Genomic DNA, 20,012 nt, shown 5'->3' on the forward strand with positions numbered 1-20,012 from the left:
TATTTAACCACCTTTAAACTTCTTTATTTATACTAAGCAATATTAAAGGTGTAAAAATATTTTTAGATGTCTTGTTTTTAAAATGCATGTCGTCTTAAATAGTTGTTTACAGCTATTTGAATGGACATTATACTAACTGCCTAACTTTGAGGAAGAAAGTATGTCTATCAACAATAACGCATTAAGTACCTATCGGCTTTTGAAAGCCACAGCTGAAGTTGCTGAAAAATCATTAGAAGGACGTATTCAGCACTACCGTGCCCATCTTAAATCAGAAGAAAAAGAATTAAGAACGTATACGCAAAAAGCAGCTGCTGATTTATTAGGTTGTAATAATCGTACTTTAAAAAGACGTCATGATAATGGCGACTTCGATGATTTAAACATAAAACGCGGTGCTAACGGTCACTATGCTTACACATTAGTAAATATTTTTGCTATGGCCGATATTATGGACATTAAACCAGACCATCGTACTGGTGATGACAAACTGCAAGTTATTGTAATTAATTCTCTCAAAGGCGGCTGCGGTAAAACTACCAGTATGGTTAATATAGCGGCAGCGCTTGCAACTACAAATATTAAACGTTATCGCATTGGTATTATAGATTTAGACCCACAAGGCTCTTCTTCAAGCTTTTTTCCTTCAAGTGAGCACGATCCGATTACTGTTGGTGATTTAATGCGTGATTGCATAGATTTAGACGAGGGTGAAACATGGCCTGAATTTGTGTCTAACTCATTTTTACCAACGCATATCCCAAATATTCGTGTATTACCATCGGGTATGGATGACTTTTACTTTGAGCATGAAACGGCAACATTGCTCAAAGATACCTCAAATTATGAGCAAACTCGCCATTACCACAAGTTACTTGAGAAAGTAATTGATCCGGTTAAAGACGAGTTTGATATTATTTTAATTGATACAGCACCTACCCTTAACTTTATGTTTTATAATGCATTAATGGCCTCTACTGCGATGCTTATTCCTGTTCATCCGGAAGCTGTAGATTTTGATGCTAATAACAAATATTTAAAACGACTAGGTGAGATTTACCATACAGTTGCAGCACTTGGCCATGAGGGCTGGGACTTTATGCAATTTTTAGTGACCAACTATGTGAAAGGTAATCACTCACAGCGCGATATCGTTAAAGATGTTCGTAGTGCATTTGGTCGCCAAGTAATGAGCTACCCAATCAATCACAGCTCCGCGATTACCGCTAGTTCATCGTCTTTCAACACTATTTTTGATCAAAAAGCATCAGACAGCTTAGCAAGTCGTGAGTCATTAATGCGCGCTCAAGAAAATATTAAAGATGTGGTCGATGAGCTAGAAATGCTTATTCGTTCAAATTGGCAGTCAACTCAATCAACACTCAATACCCCTAAGTAAGGATGTTAAATAAAAATGGCTAAAAAACGTAAAAATGACACCCGCTTAGATCCATTTGCAACTGCTGTAGGCAGCAGTAGTCTTGATGCATTACTAGAACAAGCGAATGCTGGCGATGTAATTAGAATGCCTGCACCGAGTGACCCTGCTCGTCAAATTACGCTTGTTTGTAAAGTGATCGCACATGCTGATATTGAATCTACCACTGGTGTATATGGCAAAAATCGTCGTGTACAAGCACTTCTAAACGAAAAGTCAGTATCAGACATTCTTCCTGCAATTCGTGAGGATGGCCGAAATCAACATCCTGCCCTACTTTGGGATCAAGGTGACAAAAGTTTGGTTCTGGCAGGTTCACGTCGTCGTATGGCCTGTATTTTAGGTAACGCAGATTATTTAGTACTTAGTTCAAGCGATTTTACTGATCAAGATGCAAAAATTTTAGCGGTATCTTCAGATCAATACATTGCTCCGAGTTTATGGGAGCTTGGCCAAGCATACCAACAAACTAAAAATGAACTTATTGAGCAAGGTAAAAAAGGATCTTATAGAGAGATTGCCGCGATAGAAGGTGTATCGCATACTGCAATTGCAGATGCAATTAAAGCTTATGAGCAAATTCCTGCTGATGTCATTGCACTTTACCCGACTGCTAATCACGTAGGTCGCGAAGTCGCTAAAAAGCTTGTTAGCGCAAAGGAGCGAGACGAAGAGGCGTTTAATCAACTTGTTAGTGCCCTTGCTAGTGATGAAGAGTTAAATGCGATTACAAGCGACGACAAGCGTGCAATGGCGATCACTAAATGCCTAACTTCAGAGCCACAAGTAGCTGTTAAGCGCGAAGCTGTACTAGAAAATAACTTCATATCGGTACAACGCAATTTAAAAAGCGGTGATGTCTCTATCAAAATTGATAATAAAGTAATGACAGACAAGCGCTTAGAGCAATTAACTAAGTTATTAAGTGCCTTTAATTAGTTAGTTAAATAATGATCTGTCAGGCATATTTACTTAGTTAAATAGTGATCTGGCAGATTGTTTTGTTAGTAAAAATCTGATCTTTACTAGCCTATTTCCTCTTCAAATAATCATATTCCTTCTTCAAGATCACTTTTTTACTAACTAATCTCCTCTTTTTAGCTACATTCCTTCATTTATTATTATTGTTAGTAAAATCGTGATCTGTAATGCTTACTTTTATGTTTCTAACTATATGTAACTTCTACCATTGCAGTTGTTTTAAATATTATTTTGTAAAATTGGATGCTTATTTTTACTTACAAACCGATTTTTTACTAAGTTATCAGCTCCAACCAGTTTATATCTTGTTAATAGTGCTTTAGCTCAGAGCACATAAGGCATATACTGGCAGGATTATTTTTAAAATTTAATGCTTAGAGTGACATGTCTGCTAACTTATCAAAAAATGATTTAATGGCTATTTTTGAAGAAATTAAAAATGAGCAGGCTACCCAGTTTCCTCTGTCTGAACGCTTTATTAAAAAACTTTTCCGTGAAAATGTTTTAGATAAAGGCAAAGAATATTACAAGAAAGGTCAAATTACTTGGCTAGAACACACCCCTAATTTTTCTGTAGTCGACTCTACTGTACAAGTGGATAATGGATCATCGTTTAATCAACGTATTGAGATCAGTAAAGTACCAACTGGTTATTCTGTTGATACGCATTGTACGTGTAATGCAAAAACTAAATGCCGACACTTAGCTGCTATTTTATTTAAGCTCAAAATAGAGCACTCTGGTGAATATGGCGAAGATTACTTTATTAATGACTGGTTTAGCGAATTAAGCGCACTTAAAAGTGGTGATCAAAATACGCCATCGCAAGTATTATTATTTGTATTAGATATTGAAAATAACAAAGTATTCTTAACACCTAAAATAGCGAATGTTGAGACTAAAAAGAATTACACGCTAGGTCGAAACCTGACCGAGCAGCAGTTAAATAGTTTTGTAACGCCGAGTGACTTACTCGAAAGTGATTTTAGATTATTTAGTTGGATACGCTCACAAAATGCAGTTGGGAGTATTGAGCTAAAAGGCCAGTGGGGTTTTAGTGCCTTACAACAGTTGATAGCTACAGAACGCCTGTTTTTCCAGCGTTCTCGAGTACCAATTAAAGCGCAATCTGGCCAAGCATTAAGTTTTAGTTGGGAGCAAGATAAAGATCTCTCACAATTAGTTATTAAGCTTGAGCAAACACAAAACTGGGCTTTATTAAAAACAACACCACCTACTTACCTCGATTTAGATCATTTAAAAGCGGGCCGTCTTCGCACCCCATTGAGTGCAGACGAAATAGCACATTTACAAACTATGCCTGCTTTGCATGACGCTAATTTTGATAGAATATACAAGCAGCTTGCCGATAACTTTGGTGCAGGTGTAATACCCCACCCTACTAATTTACAGCCAACATTGCCTAAAATCTCTAGTAATGCTGTTTTAAAAGTAACTATGGGCGATCAAGGTTTATCTCTTTCGTTGTTATTTAAGTATAAAAATAAAAACTATTTAGCAGGTGCTGCACCTGCAAGTACGATTAATAGTGCATTTGAAAATACTGTAACTAACGAGCTAATTAACTTAGGATTTGAATTTTGTAAAGGGGGTTTACAAAGTGAACTGGTATTTACAAAGCAGTCTTCAATCCATTTGCATTGGCTAATATACGAAGTATTCCCTGGCTTTAAGCAACGCGGTTGGCAAGTAAGTGTAAGTAAAGTAACGAGTCCTAATCCGCAGTGTGAAGTTAGTTTACATGTACACCGCGCAGCAGGGCATCAAATGCACTGCAAAGTATTGCTATGTGATGCTAAGGCATCGCTGTTGTTTACTAATACTGACCCGCTATATCAGTCATTAAATCGCCAAAGTGAACTATTTTACTACTATCCGCTTGGTCGTGAATTTGGGGTTATCAATAAGTCAGCAATTAACTTATTAAATGAATTTAAAGAGCGTTTTGAATTTGTAAAAACACGAGACGAATTTAATATTCCGCTTTCGTATTTACCTGAATTAGTAAAGCACACTGCTATAAACGTAGAGCTTCACGACGACTCATTAGAGCTATACTTACAAGAGCTAAATAGTCCCGATAAAGCAATTACTAAGGTTTCATTACATGGCTTAAATGACTCAGTAACACTTCGTGAGTACCAACAGCAAGGTGTTGACTGGCTTAGCTTTTTAAAACGTCACCAATTAGGTGGTATTTTAGCTGATGACATGGGCCTGGGTAAAACCTTGCAAGTTATTGCATTTTTAGCCAGTACATTTAACCGCCCGCAAGCGGGCCCTACACTTATAGTGTGTCCAACTAGTTTGGTGAGTAACTGGAAAAACGAAATTATTAAGTTTGCTAAAAGCTTAAAAGTCACCACTATTTTTGGTTCAAATCGTAACGATCCTTTACAGCACTTAGCGCAAGCGCAGTGTATACTTACTACATATCCACTTTTAAAGCGTGATATTGCATATTATTCGCCATTATATTTTGAAAATATAATCCTCGACGAAGCACAATACATTAAAAACGATACCGCACAGGTTTCGCGATTAGTTAAACGCTTAAATGCCGACTTTAAACTTTGTTTAAGTGGTACTCCAATCGAGAATAATTTACTTGAGCTTAAATCGTTACTCGATTTTGCTATGCCATCGTTACTTGGGTCTCAAGCCCACTTTAAGCAGCACTTTCAAACGCCTATTGAGCGTGAAGCTGATATGGAGAGAGCTGAGCAGTTAAAAGCGTTAATTATGCCTTTTATAATGCGCCGCACTAAAGCACAAGTAGCGCAAGAGCTGCCTGAAAAAACAGAGCTAACTAAAGAGTTTGAGTTTGAGCCTAAGCAAAAAGAAATGTATCAAGGTATTACACGTTCATTAGAAGAGAAGCTAATAGACTTATTTGCCGAACAAGGCGCACAAAAAAGTAAACTTGCATTTTTAGAGGCACTTTTAAAGTTAAGGCAAATTTGTTGCCACCCTAAATTAATAGATCCAGACACTCAAGCAGGCTCTGCTAAGCTTGAATGGTTAACAACACACTTACCGCTTATGTTAAGTCTCGGTCGTAAAATTATTATATTTAGTCAGTTCACATCGGCACTTGATTTAATAGCCCAACGCCTCGAAGAAATAAACATTAACTTTAGTATGCTTACGGGCCAAACGCGCCACCGAGATAAAGTAATCGACGAGTTTACCAGTGGTAAAACATCAGTGTTTTTAATTAGCTTAAAAGCTGGCGGTACAGGCCTTAACCTTACACAAGCCGATACAGTTATTCACTTTGATCCATGGTGGAACCCTGCTGTAGAAAAACAAGCGACTGATAGAGCTTACCGTATTGGCCAAACTAACCCTGTATTTGTGTATAAGCTCATAATGAGTAATTCAATAGAGCAAAAAGTATTTAAAATGCAACAAGACAAACAAGCCCTTGTAGATGCGTTATTTACTGATAAATCAATGAGCTTTACAAAGTTTGATGAACAACAAATGTTATCGCTAATTAAAAACTAAATTGATTTAAAAAGTTTTGATCTTTTTATGAACTTAATTAAAAAGCGGACGTCTACTATTATGCTTGTTGGTTAATTGCAGTTAGCACAAGCATCATGTTGATTCCCCATTTAGTTACTAATTTTAGTAATGATTAAGCCAGCCCATTTTGAGTTGGCTTTTTTTATGCCTAAAATTTAGCGTTCGGCACTTATTTTAAAAGTTTTTACTTTTTTATGAACTTAATTAAAAAACGGACGTCTACTATTATGCTTGTTGATTAATTGCAGTTAATACAAGTTTTCATGTTGATTCCCCCCATTTAGTTACTAATTTTAGTAATGATTGAGCCAGCCCATTTTGAGTTGGCTTTTTTTATGTCCAAAATTTAGTGTGCAGTACTTATTTTAAAAGTTTTTATTTTTTTATGAACTTAATTAAAAAAGTGGCGTCTATTATTATGCTTGTTGATTAATTGCAGTTAATACAAGTTTTCATGTTGATTCCCCCCATTTAGTTACTAATTTTAGTAATGATTGAGCCAGCCCATTTTGAGTTGGCTTTTTTTATGTCCAAAATTTAGCATTCAATTTTTATTTTAAAAGTTTTGATCTTTTTATGAACTTAATTCAAAGAGCGGCGTCTACTATTATGCTTGTTGATTAATTGCAGTTAATACAGGTTTTATGTTGATTTCCCCCTATTTGATTACTAATTTTAGTAATGATTAAGCCAGTTCATTTTGAACTGGCTTTTTTTATGCCTATAATTTGATTTGTTTAAATCAACCCGAATAAAAATAAATGATCTTTCGTAAATTAATTTGAATTAATTATTTTGTTTTCCGGTCTACTCTAATGCCTGTTGTTATATAGCCTCACCCAGTAATATTAGTTATTTTGGTGATTATGTATTTAAGTTGCAGCTTACTCGGGCACATGTTGATTTTCCCTTTGATTACTTAATTTAGTAATACTTGACCAGCTTATTTTGAGCTGGTTTTTTTATGTCTGTAATTTCTTTGCTCCCCTACTTCTATTGCTTGTTATTGGTTATGATGGCATGTCTCTAAATTTTATAAGTTTATTTTATGCTCACTCAAGTACTCACTAATATTGATTGGCTAAGCGCCGGTGCTGGTGTTGCGTTAGGCGTTGTATTTTACGGCGTTGTATCAACACAGCTTCGCAAAAAGCTACATCTACAAATAAGCGAACAGCAGCAACAGCTTTCCCTATTACAAAATCAATTTGATAATAAAGAGCTGCAATATAGTGCCTTGCAAGAAGATCACGAACTGCTAGAACATACTCACCAAGAACAGCGCGATGAAGCCCAGCATTTTAAAACGCGTTTTAGCGAACAAGAAAAACAAAGCATTCAATACAATCACTTTTGGCGTAAAGCCGAAGGCGAGCTTGCAGCGCTTCGTGAGCAATATAATCAACGCGATGTTGAATATAATAATATGCGCACCACCCTCGAGCAAAAACAACAAAGCTTTACCGAGCAACTCGCGCAAATTGAGCAAAGTAAAAATATGCTCAAAAAAGAATTTGAAAACCTAGCCAATAAGATTCTAGAAGAAAAATCACAAAGCTTTAAAACCTTAAATCAAGAAAGCATTGAACAATTATTAAAACCGGTTCAAGGCGAGCTAAAAGGCTTTAGAGAAAAAATGGAATCAATACATGTTGAAGACATAAAACAACGAACCGCGCTTAAAACCGAGCTATTGCATTTGCAAGCTAAAAGCCAAGCTATAACAGATCAAGCCGACAAGCTCAGCAACGCGTTACAAGGGCAAAAGAAAACCCAAGGTAATTGGGGCGAACTCATGCTCGAAAACGTCTTAGATAGCGCTGGCTTACGTGCTGGCGTTGATTATAAGCGCGAAGTGTCGTTTAACACTGAAGATGGCCGCTTACGCCCTGATGTAGTTGTTTACTTACCACAAGGCCGCCACTTAGTCATTGATGCTAAAACATCATTAAATGCTTATACACGCTATGTGAACGCTGAAAATGAGCTAGATGCTAATCAAGCAATTAAAGAGCATGTAAACGCCGTTACAGCACGTATTAATGAGCTTGCGAGTAAATCGTACGACCGTTTACCAGGGCTTAATTCGCCTGAAGTTGTGGTTATGTTTGTACCAATAGAATCAGCTTTTGTAGAAGCACTTAAATATCAAAGTGATATTTACCAACAAGCAATCGAAAAAAATATACTGGTAGCTACACCTACTACCCTGCTTACTAGTTTAAATATTGTTAAACAGCTTTGGCGTTTTGAAGAGCAAACCAAATACTCAAAAGAGCTGGCAAATCGGGCTGAGCGTTTTTATAACAAGCTCAATGGTTTTTTATTAAGTATGGAAGGCGTAGGTAAGCAGCTTGATAAAGCGAAAGAAAGTTACGACAAAGCGTTCTCGCAATTATACCGCGGTAAAGGTAATTTAATTAAACAAGCATCAGAGTTTAAAGAGCTTGGTGTATCGGTACAAAAAGAGTTACCTAGTGAGAGCGTTGAACGTGCGCAGCTAGAGCTTGATTAGATTTATTAAGTGTTTTCAATTAAGTATGTTAAATAATGTACGTTAGAAACCAGAGGTGTTTATGAATAATAAGATTATAGGTATCGCTTTAATTATGTGGGGATATGACGTTTATGATGCGGCGGCTTCGCAGTTAAGCCGCGCATTTAGTGGTGATACACCAATAGAAGCATGGGCGGGTATTATTGGCGGTGCCATCTGTGTGTTAATTGGCATTAAAAAGCTTAAGTAACATAAATAAAATACAGCTTACTGGGGCTTGTTGACCTCTCAGGATAAAATTTGTTCAATCTAGGGGCTATTTAATCGCGGCGCGAGGTTTGTAATTTAGTGGGCTCGATAACTGCTCCTGCGTTATTCTAATGGCTTACATCCATGTAATAATAAGTAAAAACCGAGCTACAAAGAGTAAATTGCCCCTAGGCAGAACCCTTAGGGCAGCACATGTTTGGCATTTATACTACGTTATCGTCTGTTTATGGGGAATAACCACACTACATAGACTCTGCCTTGCCTAAATACCAAACATACTGCTGCAAATTTAACCTCAAAAGATAAACAGGCCCTGAATAAGCTGTATTAGTTTATTTGTAATCCATCACTTCTAGTAATTCATTTAATTTACTTTCTGGCAGGCATTCGCCTTTATCCCAATAAGAGTTTAGTAACGCAGTTAAACTGCCAATACGCTGTGACTTTTTCTGCATTTGCTCAATCAAAATGTCAGCTTCTTTTTGTTTTTTTTCTAAACGTTCGATTATTACTGTGTGGTTTAGCTCGCCGTTTTCGTTACGTAATAAAGGTATTTCGTTGAGTGAAAACCCCAAGCTTTGTGAAAATTTAATTAATTGCAGTTTTTCTAAGTTTTGTTGGGTGTAAAGCCTATAACCATTAGCACTGCGAGTGGTTGGTGCTAATAACCCTTTGCTTTCGTAAAAACGAATAGTGCTGGCAGGTATGTTGGTAAGTTTTGCAAGTTCGCCTATTTTCATAACTAATAATAACTCCACTTTACATAAACTTAGTAGGTTGACCTTCAAGCTAACTTTAAGGTTATAGTTGTTTTAATGTCAATTTAATTAGCCAATAATTATGCGCAACCCTGTGTTTACCTCCTTTACCTTGCCAAGTGGTTTAGTATTAAAAAATCGTATTGCCAAAGCCGCTATGGAAGAAAACCTAGCACAAGAGGACCAAACGCCCTCCCAAGCACTTAAAAATGTTTATAGCGCATGGGCTAAAGGCGGTACAGGGCTAATTATTACTGGCAATGTAATGGTTGATCATTTAGCGATGACAGGCCCAGGTGGCCTAGTGCTTGAGCAAAGTACCGATATTACTGCCTTTGCAGAGCTTGCTCGTTTATCAAAGCAAAATAATTGCAAAGTGGTGATGCAAATTAATCACCCTGGTAGGCAAGTATTTAAAAAAATGGGTGGAAAGGCTATATCAGCGTCAAGTGTTGCACTTAATATGGGTGAGCACTCGCACTTATTTGGCGTACCAAAGGCAATGACGCAAACCGACATTGACGATGTTATTACCCGCTTTACGCAAACTGCACTACAAGCTGAAAAAGCAGGTTTTAATGGCGTACAAATACATGCAGCGCATGGCTATTTACTTGCCCAGTTTTTATCGCCACTTACCAATAAGCGCGACGATAAATGGGGGGGAAGTTTACAAAATAGAGCCCGTTTACTTCTCGAAATAACCCGCAGTATTAAAGCAGCTTGCTCCCCCACCCTTTCGGTTTCGGTAAAGTTAAACTCTGCTGATTTTCAGCGAGGTGGGTTTGAACCCAGTGACGCGCAAGTTGTAGTGGATTTATTGAATGAACTCAATGTTGATTTTGTGGAGTTATCGGGTGGTAGCTACGAAGCCCCTGCCATGCAAGGTAAAACAGGTGACGAACGCACACTTGCCCGCGAAGCATACTTTTTAGAGTTTGCTAAAGCGATTAGCCACCGCTCATCAATCCCAATAATGACCACCGGCGGCATTAGTCGCTTATCTATTGCCAACAACGTGATTGAAAGTGGAGTGGCCCTCGTGGGTATTGCCACTGCGCTTGCATACCAACCAAATTTACCAAACAAATGGCAAAATGAGCCACTGCAACTAGCCGTATTACCCAGTGTTACTTGGCAAGATAAAACCCTTGCAGGGCTTGCCACTATGGCACTGGTAAAAAGGCAAATACGCCGTTTAGGCCAAGGCAAACCTGTAAAAACAAACGCTTCACCAATATTTACTTTAATTAGCAACCAGCTACGCTCGGTTAAATTAACTAAGCGTTACCGCAATCGCTTTGCTAGAGAGATTAACTAAGCTTTGGTATTCACTCTTTTTATGTATTCCGGTTTTGTTTACTAATTTTTACACTTGAATAAATGTAACCATTTTTATGTTGTGTAAATGAGTATTAAGGCGTGCACCAATTTGGAAGTTTGCTTTTTTATCAAGCTATTATAGTGCACTATTTTGTGCATATTAAAGTACTGTACGAGTAAAGAAAATAATCATTCTAAAATGTTAATTAAAGTGCGCGTTCAGCGTTTGTTAATTTAGTCATCTTATTGAAAGTATTGATATTTATTGTTTTTCTCCCGCTTGAGTTTGGTTGGTATTTATACTAGTTTATAGCGTAGATATTTAACCTTACTCAAGGAGAATAGTTACATGGTATCTCGCAGAAATTTTATTAAAGCAGGCGCTGCTTTAAGTTTAGGCTCTATTTTTAGTGCTTCAGCTTTGGCTGAACAATTAAAAGTAAAAATGTCTAACGGCAGTGTTATGCAAACTAAAGGAGCAATAGATAAAAGCGCTGCTCTGCCCACAAACGATGTTACTAACGCTAAGCATTACCGGCCTGAATCAAGAATGGGCTTAGGCGGTCTTGCCGCTGGGAATGGCTTTAATACTATATCAAGCGATGCAGAAATTTTAACAATGCTAAATGCAGCATGGGATTCTGGTATTCGTCATTTTGATACGTCACCTTTTTACGGCTTGAGTTTAAGTGAAAGGCGCTTCGGTGATTTACTTCGAAACAAAAAGCGTGAAGATTATGTTTTATCCTCAAAAGTAGGTCGCCTTCTTACCCCTTCAGCAGAGCCTCTAGAAAATAGTTGGCATTGGGCTGATCACTCACCTTTTCATTATAAATATGATTACTCTGCATCAGGTACGCGCCGTTCAATAGAAGACACGTTGCATCGTATTGGTGTTGCCTCACTTGATATTGTTTATATTCACGATTTATCACCGCAAAATAGTGATATGGGAGATGATTGGCTTAAGTATTTTGATCAGGCAGCAAAAGGGGCTATTCCTGAGTTAACTAAAATGCGTGATGAAGGAATAATTAAAGGCTGGGGTTTTGGAGTAAATACACCTCATGCTATTTATAAAGCGCTTGATATGTCAGACCCTGATATTTGCTTACTAGCGCTGCAATATTCAATTTTAGATCATAAGCAGGCACTTGATAAAACCTTTCCTATGCTTGATAAACGAGGTGTTTCAGCAGTCATTGGTGCTCCGCTCAATGGTGGTTTTTTAGCCGGGCGTAATCGCTTTAATTATTCACCTAAAATTCCTGGGCCTATGCAGCAGAAATTTAATGCAATAAGCGACATTGCATCTAAACATGGGATTGATATTAAAACAGCTGCACTGCAATTCGCAGAGGCGCCTTCAACGGTATCCTCAATTATTCCTGGCGCACGCACGGCAGATCAAATTAAAGCTAATGTAGCCTCAATGAAAGTTACCATACCAAGCGAATTTTGGAGTGAATTGAAATCTAAACAGCTTATTGCAGAAAACGCCCCCATACCTGCATAACAAAATAGGTGTGCCATTTGCTTGGCACACCTAGTTATAGTCAGTGTGGTTGATTTTTAAGCAGCGCTTAGTAGTAAGTATATCGATTGTTGGGCATTTATATAAGCGCAGCTTGCTGGCGTTTAAAAACGAAGTTTTTAAACTTAGCTTTTAAAATTAGTTATTAGGTGTCAAAAGCTCGGTTTCTCGCGTGAGCAAGCTCTACATGCTGCACTTCATCCTAGTGCTGAGAGCGTGTGGAACATTTTGAAAGAGCTAAATATATAAAGTAAAAAGTTACTGTAAACCCCCATTACAGTTAGCCGGTAAATTGTACAAATAGTAAATTAGCACTACTTAGTCAATTGAGCAGTGCTAATTGGTTTAATTAAAAACCACGTTTACCGTTATTTATTGCCATTGCGCTTTTGCCAAAACGATCTCAATACCCCACAACTTTGCTTTTATAAACTTAAAAATATCAAGCACATTGCGATTTATTAACCCATTTTTTGTAAGGTTGGTACTTATCGTACAACACATTAAAAATATACGTGTATATGAGTATAAACACTAAAAAGCCAGCTTCTAATGCTGTAGCGGCTAGCCATGTAATATTTAAATACCAAGCAAGTATTGGCAGCGTTATAACCACCATACCCAGCTCAAAGCCACATGCATGCGTAATGCGGGTTACTAAACCTCGCTCGATTCGGTTATGCCCAACTATTTTATCAAACACTATGTTGTAAATGTAATTCCAAAGCATGGCGAAGATTGATAAACCAATACCTACTATTGCCATTTTTCCTGTTGCAAACCCACCAAAATAAGATGATGCAGGTACAACAAAAGATAATGCTATCATCTCAAATATTAGTGCCTGAAAAATACGTTCTGCTGTGTTCATATATAAATAACTTCTTAAGTTGATGACGATGGCTGTATTTTCATTCATTATACAGATATGTGTTAGTTACTTAGTATCGGGAAAAGCGATATGTTTAGTATTGAACAGCTTCAAGCATTTGTGGCTACCGTTGAAGCTGGATCGTTTTCAGCTGCTGCGCGCGGTTTAAGTAAAGCGCAGTCGGTAATAAGCCAGCATATTATTAATTTAGAAATAGACTGTAATGCGACATTATTTGAGCGCACAGGGCGCTATCCACAATTAACCGAAGCCGGTAAACAGTTACTACCCCAGGCTAAGGCCGTGCTCAATCAACACCAGCGATTAACAAACTCTGCATTAGCACTAAACGAAAAAACACCAACCGAAATCACTATCGCACTTGACGAAGGGATCCCGTTTAAAACTATCGCGAGTATTATTAGCAAGCTGCAAAGTAAGTATCCTTACGTATCGCTTGAGTTTTTAAGTGCATCCAGCCATGACATAATTGACATGCTAAACAGCGAAAAGCCTATAACGGGTATTATTTTTAGTGAATTAAATATACCGAGTTACTTAGACTATGAATGTATTGGATCAGTAAAATTTGATTTATATGTTGCTAAATCGCACCCTTTAGCGGGGATCAGATGTGAAAATATGGATGGCCTTCGGCTACATCGACAACTTCTTCTTCGTTCGCGCAATACGCAAACAAGTAGCTTTCAGCTAAAAATTAGCCCAGAGATTTGGTATGCCGATAATTACTTTGTATTACTCGAGCTAGCAATACAAGGTAACGGGTGGTGCTTATTACCAAACCATGTAGCTGTAGATGCAGTACAAAGTGGTGAGCTGGTTAAACTTCCTCTTGAGTTTGAAGAAATGGGTTGGTTGGCTAATGTTGATGTATTACAGCATCAGCAACACAGTAATCAAGAGGTGTTTAAAGTACTAAGAAATTTACTACGGAATTTTTTAAAAATTTAGCTTTTTATATAATGCCTGTTAGGCGGTTTACTTTTTATTACGCTAAATCCCAGTAAGGTGTATCGCCATAATAGCCACTTGCAAAATCAACAAACGCACGTACTTTACTGGGTAAAAACTGTCTGTTTGCATACACCATGTAAAGCCCCATTGGCTCGGGTTCATAGTCTTTTAAAATGCGCACTACTTTGCCTTGAGCCAGCGCTTCGCCAGCAATAAATGTGGGCTGCATAGCAATACCACCTCCAGCAATGGCTGTATTTAGTAGCAAATCACCATTGTTAGCCACAAAGTTACTTTCAAGCTTTAGCTCGCTTTTTAACTCATTAACCCCAAATAATCGTTTTGTGGGCTCGCTGTGGGAATAGCGTAAATAATTATGTGATTGTAAATCTAGCAGTGTTTGTGGCGTGCCATGGCGTTTTAAATAATCGGGTGACGCAAACACCGCTAGGTTTATAGGTGCAATTTTTTTAGCTATCAACGTTGAATTTTTTAATACGCCAATGCGCAGAGCAATATCAATACCCTGCTCTACTATATCTACATATTGGTCGGTGAGCCGTAAATCTAACTTTAAATTTGGATACTGCTTTTGAAAATCAACCAACAAACCTGCTAAATGCTTAGTACCAAACGACATAGGCGCACTAATACTAAGCACACCCGATACATTTTCGCTTAAGTTGTTTAGTGAGTTTTCCATGTCTTCAATATCAATAACCACCTGCTGACAACGCTGATAATACTGATTTCCAGCCTCTGTAACACTTACTTTTCGCGTTGTACGATGTAATAAACGCGTGCGTAGATTATCTTCCAATGCAGAAATATATTTGCTGACTAACTGCGGCGAAATATCGAGTTTATCGGCCGCTTTTGAAAACGAGCCTTCTTGCACAACGGCTAAAAAGGTCTTCATGGTGGTGAGCTTATCCATTTTTTAACAATGCTTTGTTGATAATGTATAAATAAGTATCATATTTATCGTCAAAATAGAAACTTATATAGTGTTTATAACGCATCTACTTGTTTAAGGTTTTAGTATGACTCAGCCTGCTTTATTTATATCTCACGGCTCGCCAATGATGGCTGTTCAGCAATCGGCTACGTCAGATTTTTTTGCATCATTAGGTCAAACGCTTAGTAAGCCTCGTGCTATTGTGGTGTTTTCTGCCCACTTTGATGAAGAGCACGATATAGTTATTACATCCGGAGATGCGCCGCATACTATTCACGACTTTTATAACTTCCCCAAGCCCCTGTATGAAATTCAATACCCAGCACCAGGAGACCCTAAGCTTGCTAATACTATTAGTGAGTACTTTTACAAAGCGGGGATTAAAACGGTGAAAAGTGCAGATCAAGGGTGGGATCATGGTGTGTGGATCCCGCTGCGCTTAATGTACCCAACAGCTAATATTCCCATTGTTCAGGTGTCTATTAACACGCGTTTAGGCGCTCAGGCGATGTATAAATACGGACAGTTACTTGCACCACTGCGCAGCGATAACGTATTAATTATTGGCTCCGGCGGTATTAGTCACAATCTACGTGAAATATTTAAAAGCCCTGCTACACCTAATCGTGTTCAAATGGTTAATGAGTTTACTCATTGGGTTGAGCAAAAATTAATAGCGCAAAACACCCAAGCGTTACTTAACTATTTAAATGAAGCACCCCATGCTTTATTTAATCACCCTACCCAGGAGCACTTTTTACCTCTTTTTGCAGCGCTTGGAAGTAGTGACGGTAAAGTTGAAAAAATACATGAAGATATAGAAATGGATATTTTAGCACTCGATGCTTATAAGTTTTATTAATTTGAGCGTTCGTTCAAATTAAGTTAAGCTGTAAGCAAGTACTCTAAAACCAACTTAATTTATTTTATTGCGGAGCAAACATGGCAACTACACTTGCATTTGACGTATACGGTACGCTAATAAACACTCAGGGCGTGCTGTCCTTACTCGACGACATGATTGGCGATAACGCCCAAGCATTTTCAAATACATGGCGCGAAAAGCAATTAGAGTATTCATTTAGACGTGGATTAATGCAAAATTATATTCCCTTTTCGCTATGTACAAAACACGCACTCGATTACGCCTGCTTAGCGCACAAAACCGAGCTAAGTGAAGATCAAAAGGGGCAACTGCTAGAGCTTTATAAAACGCTTCCTGCGTTCGATGATGTAAAAGCAGGCCTTGAGCAATTAAAAGCGAAGGATTACCGTTTGTTTGCATTTTCAAACGGAGCTGCCGACGCAGTTCATACCTTATTAGAAACCGCTGGCATTAGTGAGCTTTTTGAAGGGGTAGTAAGTGCCGACGACGTTAAAACCTTTAAACCAAACCCAGGGGTTTATAGCCACTTCTTACGCGAAACCAATTCAACAGGCGCAAACACGTGGCTTGTATCAAGTAACCCGTTTGATGTAACCGGTGCCATATCGCACGGCATGCGCGCGGCGTGGATTCAACGATCTAAAGACTCAATCTTCGATCCGTGGGAAATACAGCCAAATACTATTGCAACCGATTTACTCGATTTAAAAGCAAAATTAGAAAGCGTTAACTAATTTTCTATTCCCCCTTTTGCTTATGGTATTAAGTGCCGTGGGTGTAAAGGGGGTTTACGTTTTAACTATTTACTCCCGCCTTTATTAGCTCAATCACTGTATTCATACGTTTTGCCAACGGCCTATTTCGATGATGGCACACATAAATAGATTCACTAACCGGACATTCTAAATGATGCGTTTTAATAAGCGCGGGCTTATTGAATGCGCCAACAGCATGAGCAGGTAATACCGTAAAACCCAGCCCTAAGCTTACAGGTTCTAGTATCAAACTAATTTGGTTAGAAAATCCCGTACGTCTTATTTGGTCAATATGCTCAAACTCACTGTAGTTTTCGCTTAGTAGTAGCTGCGCATGATGGCTTGCATCGGGATGAGCAATAAACCCTAGCTCACACAGGGTTTGCCAATTAGGCATGTTTATACCTGCAGGCGTTACAAGTAGTAGTGGCTCTTGGCTTATTTTATGGCTGGTTAGTTCGCTAAATGTTGGAGCTTGAGTTAAAAACCCGATGTCGGCACTGTGGTTTGCTACAGCTTGTTCAACACTTACATTGGGCGCAAAGCGGTAATCAATAATCAGCTCTTTATGCTCAGATTGCAGTGCTAATAATTGATTATAAAACTTTAAACCACAACTGCCCGGTGATTGAATCTTTACCGCTCCGCTGTACGGCGAATCATCTTTTAATTGTTGTTCTAAAAACTGCCAATCTTTAAGAAGCAGGCTGCCCTGCTGATATAAGTTTTGACCCTGAGGGGTGAGCGAAAACTGCTTACCATGGCGCTCAAGCAAAGCGCAGTTAACTTGTTGCTCTAGCTTTTTAATGTGCTGACTTACACCAGATTGGGTCATATAAAGGCGCTCAGCGGTTTGGGTAAAATGATTTACCTCAACCAAAGTACAAAACGTATTTAACCATGTTGGATTTATCATTACAAAACGTACTCAAAATGATGATTAATGATAATTTTACTTAATGTTGGTCGATTCGTAAACTAACTCCATCAACTAGTCACAAGATAAGTCACAAGTTAAAGAGGAAGCATTATGAGTCATACATATCCACGTAGTTTTTCGCACATTGGTATTTCGGTTCCCGACGTTGAAAAAGCAGTCGAGTTTTACACTAAGGTTATGGGTTGGTACACCATAATGGAACCCACTTTAATTACCGAAGACAAAAGCCCAATTGGCGAAATGTGCACAGAAGTATTTGGCGAAAAGTGGGAAAAATTCAAAATAGCACACCTATCTACAGGGGATCGTATTGGTGTCGAAATATTCGAATTTAAAAACCAAGAAAACCCAAAAGACAATTTTGAATACTGGAAAACAGGCATCTTTCATTTTTGTGTTCAAGACCCTGATGTAGAAGGTTTAGCTGAGCGTATTGTAGAAGCTGGCGGTAAAAAACGTATGGAAGCCCCTCGTTATTACTACCCGGGTGAAAAGCCGTACCGCATGATCTACATGGAAGACCCGTTTGGTAACATCCTTGAGATTTACAGCCACAGCTACGAGCTTATTTACAGCGCAGGCGCTTACTAAATAGCACTTAGCTAAAAACAAAGACCGCAGTATTTATTACTGCGGCCTTTTTGTTTCAGTTATAGAGTTTTTAAATACACTTCACCGTCTTCTTATTCTCTATAACTTGTTTTTGCTTAGCTTGTGCAGCATGTTTTGCCCTGAGTTGAAAATATTATCAACCTCGAGAAAAACACTACCAATCGAACTGTGTCCTAGTGAATTTATGAACGACATAATGTATTTGTCAGGAGCTTTTGCTCTTATCCACAAACAGGCTACATGTCAGTACCGCTGAGATTAAAAAACAAAACATTACGCTTAATGTAAATAATATAAAGTTTTCATTTTTTGATATAGCTGCTCCTTTAAGGAGTATTTCACCGCTATTAAGTGCATCTACTCCTACATAGATCATCAACGGAATTACAAAAAATGCATTGCTGAGCTTAATAAGTAAGTCCTTTGATGAAAGACTTACTAATTGAGAAGCATTATGCTCTTCCTCGTCTCTATTTAATAGTTCGGCTTTTAATAGCTCAAAGCGTTCAGGGTACAAAGCCCTATCAATAGACGTGATAGCTTCTTGCAATTCAGTAATAGAATATTCTGAATAATTTGGTTCCATCTATTAAACCTTCTCCAGTGACTAGCGCCTGTGTAAGCGTTAGTCTTTGATACTTATTAGAAAAATGATTTTAAAGTGTAGCCACATTGAACTAACTCTTTTGCTACTTGGTTTTTCCATGCACCAGGATCATCAATAGTGACATATAAAACACCACTTATATCATTTGGAGTTTCAAGAGCCCCTTTAACTAAAGGGCAGACATTTTCTCGACCAAGCTTCGCAATAAGGTAACCATGTTCAAACACTACATTTTGTCGTGCTCTATTTTTTGGAGGGTTTGGCTCTGTTATAGCTCTCCCTAAATCACATGGAGTATATAAAACAAGAGCAAAATCAGCATCATTTGAATAATGTTCAATTTTTTCAATAATTGTCATTCCTGCGTTAGCTTGCTCATGCAGGATAATAGCTTCTAAACCAAGTTGCTCGACAAAGCGACTTACTTCTTGTTTTACTTCGTTGTTATGTCCATGAACAATAAACACTTTCCGTTTGTTACGAGGAACTTCTTTAGCTGGAGGCACTGGTGTATTTGTAGTAGTTGGCATTACTCCCTGAGTTGGTTCCCCGAACTCCAATTGATCTAATATTGGTGTGAACTCACCAGATAAATACGTACGTCTTTCGGCGTAACTACTAAATTTTGGCTGAATAAACCCCCAAAATGAATCTAAATTACGGTGCTGTCGTAACCACTGAGGAAGCATTGGTGCAAGATTAGAATTACTCAGCAATTCAGAGCGTAATGCTTCAAATTCACCTGAGTCAGATGCAAGTCCAGTTGCTCTTGCAGTGAGCAAATTCAAAAGGTAGCTAACCTTATCGAAATCCGTTTCTAAAAATTCAATACTCAATTAGATCTCCTATAATTCAATCTAGAACTTAAAAGCACAACAATTTTGCGTATATTCCTGCGGTTGTCACGCTCATTTTCTACTTTATACAGTTTTAACAAATTACCTAAGGCATTGCTATCAAAAGCTATTTAATATTTACAAGCAAAGTTAAGGCATATAAATGCGCGTTTCGCTCATTTCCTTGATTATGTAAGTAAGCAGCAGTTTGGCTGGCTT

Annotated in this window: 17 protein-coding genes; 11 read left to right on the plus strand and 6 right to left on the minus strand. The window is 38.1% G+C overall.

The features are described 5' to 3' along the window. The first annotated feature begins 160 nt into the window (after nucleotides 1-160). The 5 genes from PARC_RS17510 (at nucleotide 161) to PARC_RS17530 (ending at nucleotide 8,718) form a co-directional block, all read left to right on the plus strand. Nucleotides 161-1,399, plus strand: a complete 1,239-nt coding sequence (locus tag PARC_RS17510) for an AAA family ATPase (protein ID WP_007583176.1) — start codon at nucleotides 161-163, stop codon at nucleotides 1,397-1,399. 15 nt (nucleotides 1,400-1,414) lie between these two features. Then, nucleotides 1,415-2,377, plus strand: a complete 963-nt coding sequence (locus tag PARC_RS17515; protein ID WP_010552908.1) for a transcriptional regulator — start codon at nucleotides 1,415-1,417, stop codon at nucleotides 2,375-2,377. A 426-nt stretch (nucleotides 2,378-2,803) separates the two neighbouring features. Beyond that, nucleotides 2,804-5,950, plus strand: coding sequence for a DEAD/DEAH box helicase (locus tag PARC_RS17520; protein WP_010552907.1), 3,147 nt, complete (start codon nucleotides 2,804-2,806; stop codon nucleotides 5,948-5,950). 1,069 nt (nucleotides 5,951-7,019) lie between these two features. Then, nucleotides 7,020-8,486, plus strand: coding sequence for a DNA recombination protein RmuC (locus tag PARC_RS17525; RefSeq protein WP_007583680.1), 1,467 nt, complete (start codon nucleotides 7,020-7,022; stop codon nucleotides 8,484-8,486). A 61-nt stretch (nucleotides 8,487-8,547) separates the two neighbouring features. After that, on the plus strand, nucleotides 8,548-8,718 hold the full coding sequence (locus tag PARC_RS17530; protein ID WP_010552906.1) for a DUF3185 family protein: 171 nt from the start codon (nucleotides 8,548-8,550) through the stop codon (nucleotides 8,716-8,718). A gap of 352 nt (nucleotides 8,719-9,070) precedes the next feature. Here the strand turns inward: PARC_RS17530 and PARC_RS17535 are convergent, their stop codons facing one another. Then, nucleotides 9,071-9,478 carry a MerR family transcriptional regulator gene (locus PARC_RS17535; protein WP_007583676.1) on the minus strand — a complete coding sequence of 136 codons (408 nt, stop codon included), beginning with the start codon at nucleotides 9,476-9,478 and terminating at the stop codon, nucleotides 9,071-9,073. A 100-nt stretch (nucleotides 9,479-9,578) separates the two neighbouring features. On the opposite strand from PARC_RS17535, the gene PARC_RS17540 reads away from it, so the two are divergent. After that, nucleotides 9,579-10,817, plus strand: coding sequence for an NADH:flavin oxidoreductase/NADH oxidase family protein (locus PARC_RS17540; RefSeq protein WP_010552905.1), 1,239 nt, complete (start codon nucleotides 9,579-9,581; stop codon nucleotides 10,815-10,817). Nucleotides 10,818-11,168: 351 nt separating this feature from the next. After that, nucleotides 11,169-12,335, plus strand: a complete 1,167-nt coding sequence (locus PARC_RS17545) for an aldo/keto reductase (RefSeq protein ID WP_010552904.1) — start codon at nucleotides 11,169-11,171, stop codon at nucleotides 12,333-12,335. Nucleotides 12,336-12,795: 460 nt separating this feature from the next. On the opposite strand, the gene PARC_RS17550 is transcribed toward PARC_RS17545, so the two are convergent. Next, complete coding sequence (locus PARC_RS17550; protein ID WP_010552903.1) at nucleotides 12,796-13,224, minus strand: PACE efflux transporter; 429 nt, start codon at nucleotides 13,222-13,224, stop codon at nucleotides 12,796-12,798. Between the two features lie 90 nt (nucleotides 13,225-13,314). Here PARC_RS17550 and PARC_RS17555 point away from each other — a divergent pair, with 90 nt between their 5' ends. Then, complete coding sequence (locus tag PARC_RS17555; RefSeq protein ID WP_007583664.1) at nucleotides 13,315-14,196, plus strand: LysR family transcriptional regulator; 882 nt, start codon at nucleotides 13,315-13,317, stop codon at nucleotides 14,194-14,196. Nucleotides 14,197-14,233: 37 nt separating this feature from the next. Here PARC_RS17555 and PARC_RS17560 read toward each other — a convergent pair whose 3' ends face one another. Next, complete coding sequence (locus tag PARC_RS17560) at nucleotides 14,234-15,136, minus strand: LysR family transcriptional regulator (protein WP_010552902.1); 903 nt, start codon at nucleotides 15,134-15,136, stop codon at nucleotides 14,234-14,236. A 106-nt stretch (nucleotides 15,137-15,242) separates the two neighbouring features. On the opposite strand from PARC_RS17560, the gene PARC_RS17565 reads away from it, so the two are divergent. Together PARC_RS17565 and PARC_RS17570 are read left to right on the plus strand one after the other, a co-directional pair. Then, nucleotides 15,243-16,019 (plus strand): DODA-type extradiol aromatic ring-opening family dioxygenase, encoded by a 777-nt coding sequence (locus PARC_RS17565; protein WP_010552901.1) that lies wholly within the window; start codon nucleotides 15,243-15,245, stop codon nucleotides 16,017-16,019. Nucleotides 16,020-16,099: 80 nt separating this feature from the next. Next, nucleotides 16,100-16,777 carry a haloacid dehalogenase type II gene (locus tag PARC_RS17570; protein WP_010552900.1) on the plus strand — a complete coding sequence of 226 codons (678 nt, stop codon included), beginning with the start codon at nucleotides 16,100-16,102 and terminating at the stop codon, nucleotides 16,775-16,777. A gap of 61 nt (nucleotides 16,778-16,838) precedes the next feature. Here the strand turns inward: PARC_RS17570 and PARC_RS17575 are convergent, their stop codons facing one another. Continuing rightward, nucleotides 16,839-17,714, minus strand: coding sequence for a LysR family transcriptional regulator (locus PARC_RS17575; RefSeq protein WP_010552899.1), 876 nt, complete (start codon nucleotides 17,712-17,714; stop codon nucleotides 16,839-16,841). Between the two features lie 114 nt (nucleotides 17,715-17,828). On the opposite strand from PARC_RS17575, the gene PARC_RS17580 reads away from it, so the two are divergent. Then, entirely contained in the window at nucleotides 17,829-18,329 is a 501-nt protein-coding gene (locus tag PARC_RS17580) for a lactoylglutathione lyase family protein (RefSeq protein WP_002959229.1), read from the plus strand. Nucleotides 18,330-18,555: 226 nt separating this feature from the next. Here PARC_RS17580 and PARC_RS17585 read toward each other — a convergent pair whose 3' ends face one another. Next, entirely contained in the window at nucleotides 18,556-18,936 is a 381-nt protein-coding gene (locus PARC_RS17585) for a hypothetical protein (protein ID WP_010552898.1), read from the minus strand. Nucleotides 18,937-18,992: 56 nt separating this feature from the next. Next, nucleotides 18,993-19,793, minus strand: coding sequence for a TIR domain-containing protein (locus PARC_RS17590; protein ID WP_010552897.1), 801 nt, complete (start codon nucleotides 19,791-19,793; stop codon nucleotides 18,993-18,995). Nucleotides 19,794-20,012 lie beyond the last annotated feature (219 nt).

The sequence above is a fragment of the Pseudoalteromonas arctica A 37-1-2 genome (assembly GCF_000238395.3).
Taxonomy (GTDB): domain Bacteria; phylum Pseudomonadota; class Gammaproteobacteria; order Enterobacterales; family Alteromonadaceae; genus Pseudoalteromonas; species Pseudoalteromonas arctica.

Excerpts from the sequence above, each read along its gene's own strand:
- PARC_RS17555 (WP_007583664.1), top strand. The coding sequence starts at position 13,315 with ATGTTTAGTATTGAACAGCTTCAAGCATTTGTGGCTACCGTTGAAGCT.
- PARC_RS17520 (WP_010552907.1), top strand. The coding sequence starts at position 2,804 with ATGTCTGCTAACTTATCAAAAAATGATTTAATGGCTATTTTTGAAGAA.
- PARC_RS17580 (WP_002959229.1), top strand. The coding sequence starts at position 17,829 with ATGAGTCATACATATCCACGTAGTTTTTCGCACATTGGTATTTCGGTT.
- PARC_RS17585 (WP_010552898.1), bottom strand. The coding sequence starts at position 18,936 with ATGGAACCAAATTATTCAGAATATTCTATTACTGAATTGCAAGAAGCT.
- PARC_RS17530 (WP_010552906.1), top strand. The coding sequence starts at position 8,548 with ATGAATAATAAGATTATAGGTATCGCTTTAATTATGTGGGGATATGAC.
- PARC_RS17575 (WP_010552899.1), bottom strand. The coding sequence starts at position 17,714 with ATGATAAATCCAACATGGTTAAATACGTTTTGTACTTTGGTTGAGGTA.
- PARC_RS17545 (WP_010552904.1), top strand. The coding sequence starts at position 11,169 with ATGGTATCTCGCAGAAATTTTATTAAAGCAGGCGCTGCTTTAAGTTTA.
- PARC_RS17525 (WP_007583680.1), top strand. The coding sequence starts at position 7,020 with ATGCTCACTCAAGTACTCACTAATATTGATTGGCTAAGCGCCGGTGCT.
- PARC_RS17560 (WP_010552902.1), bottom strand. The coding sequence starts at position 15,136 with ATGGATAAGCTCACCACCATGAAGACCTTTTTAGCCGTTGTGCAAGAA.
- PARC_RS17535 (WP_007583676.1), bottom strand. The coding sequence starts at position 9,478 with ATGAAAATAGGCGAACTTGCAAAACTTACCAACATACCTGCCAGCACT.
- PARC_RS17570 (WP_010552900.1), top strand. The coding sequence starts at position 16,100 with ATGGCAACTACACTTGCATTTGACGTATACGGTACGCTAATAAACACT.
- PARC_RS17565 (WP_010552901.1), top strand. The coding sequence starts at position 15,243 with ATGACTCAGCCTGCTTTATTTATATCTCACGGCTCGCCAATGATGGCT.
- PARC_RS17515 (WP_010552908.1), top strand. The coding sequence starts at position 1,415 with ATGGCTAAAAAACGTAAAAATGACACCCGCTTAGATCCATTTGCAACT.
- PARC_RS17540 (WP_010552905.1), top strand. The coding sequence starts at position 9,579 with ATGCGCAACCCTGTGTTTACCTCCTTTACCTTGCCAAGTGGTTTAGTA.
- PARC_RS17550 (WP_010552903.1), bottom strand. The coding sequence starts at position 13,224 with ATGAACACAGCAGAACGTATTTTTCAGGCACTAATATTTGAGATGATA.
- PARC_RS17510 (WP_007583176.1), top strand. The coding sequence starts at position 161 with ATGTCTATCAACAATAACGCATTAAGTACCTATCGGCTTTTGAAAGCC.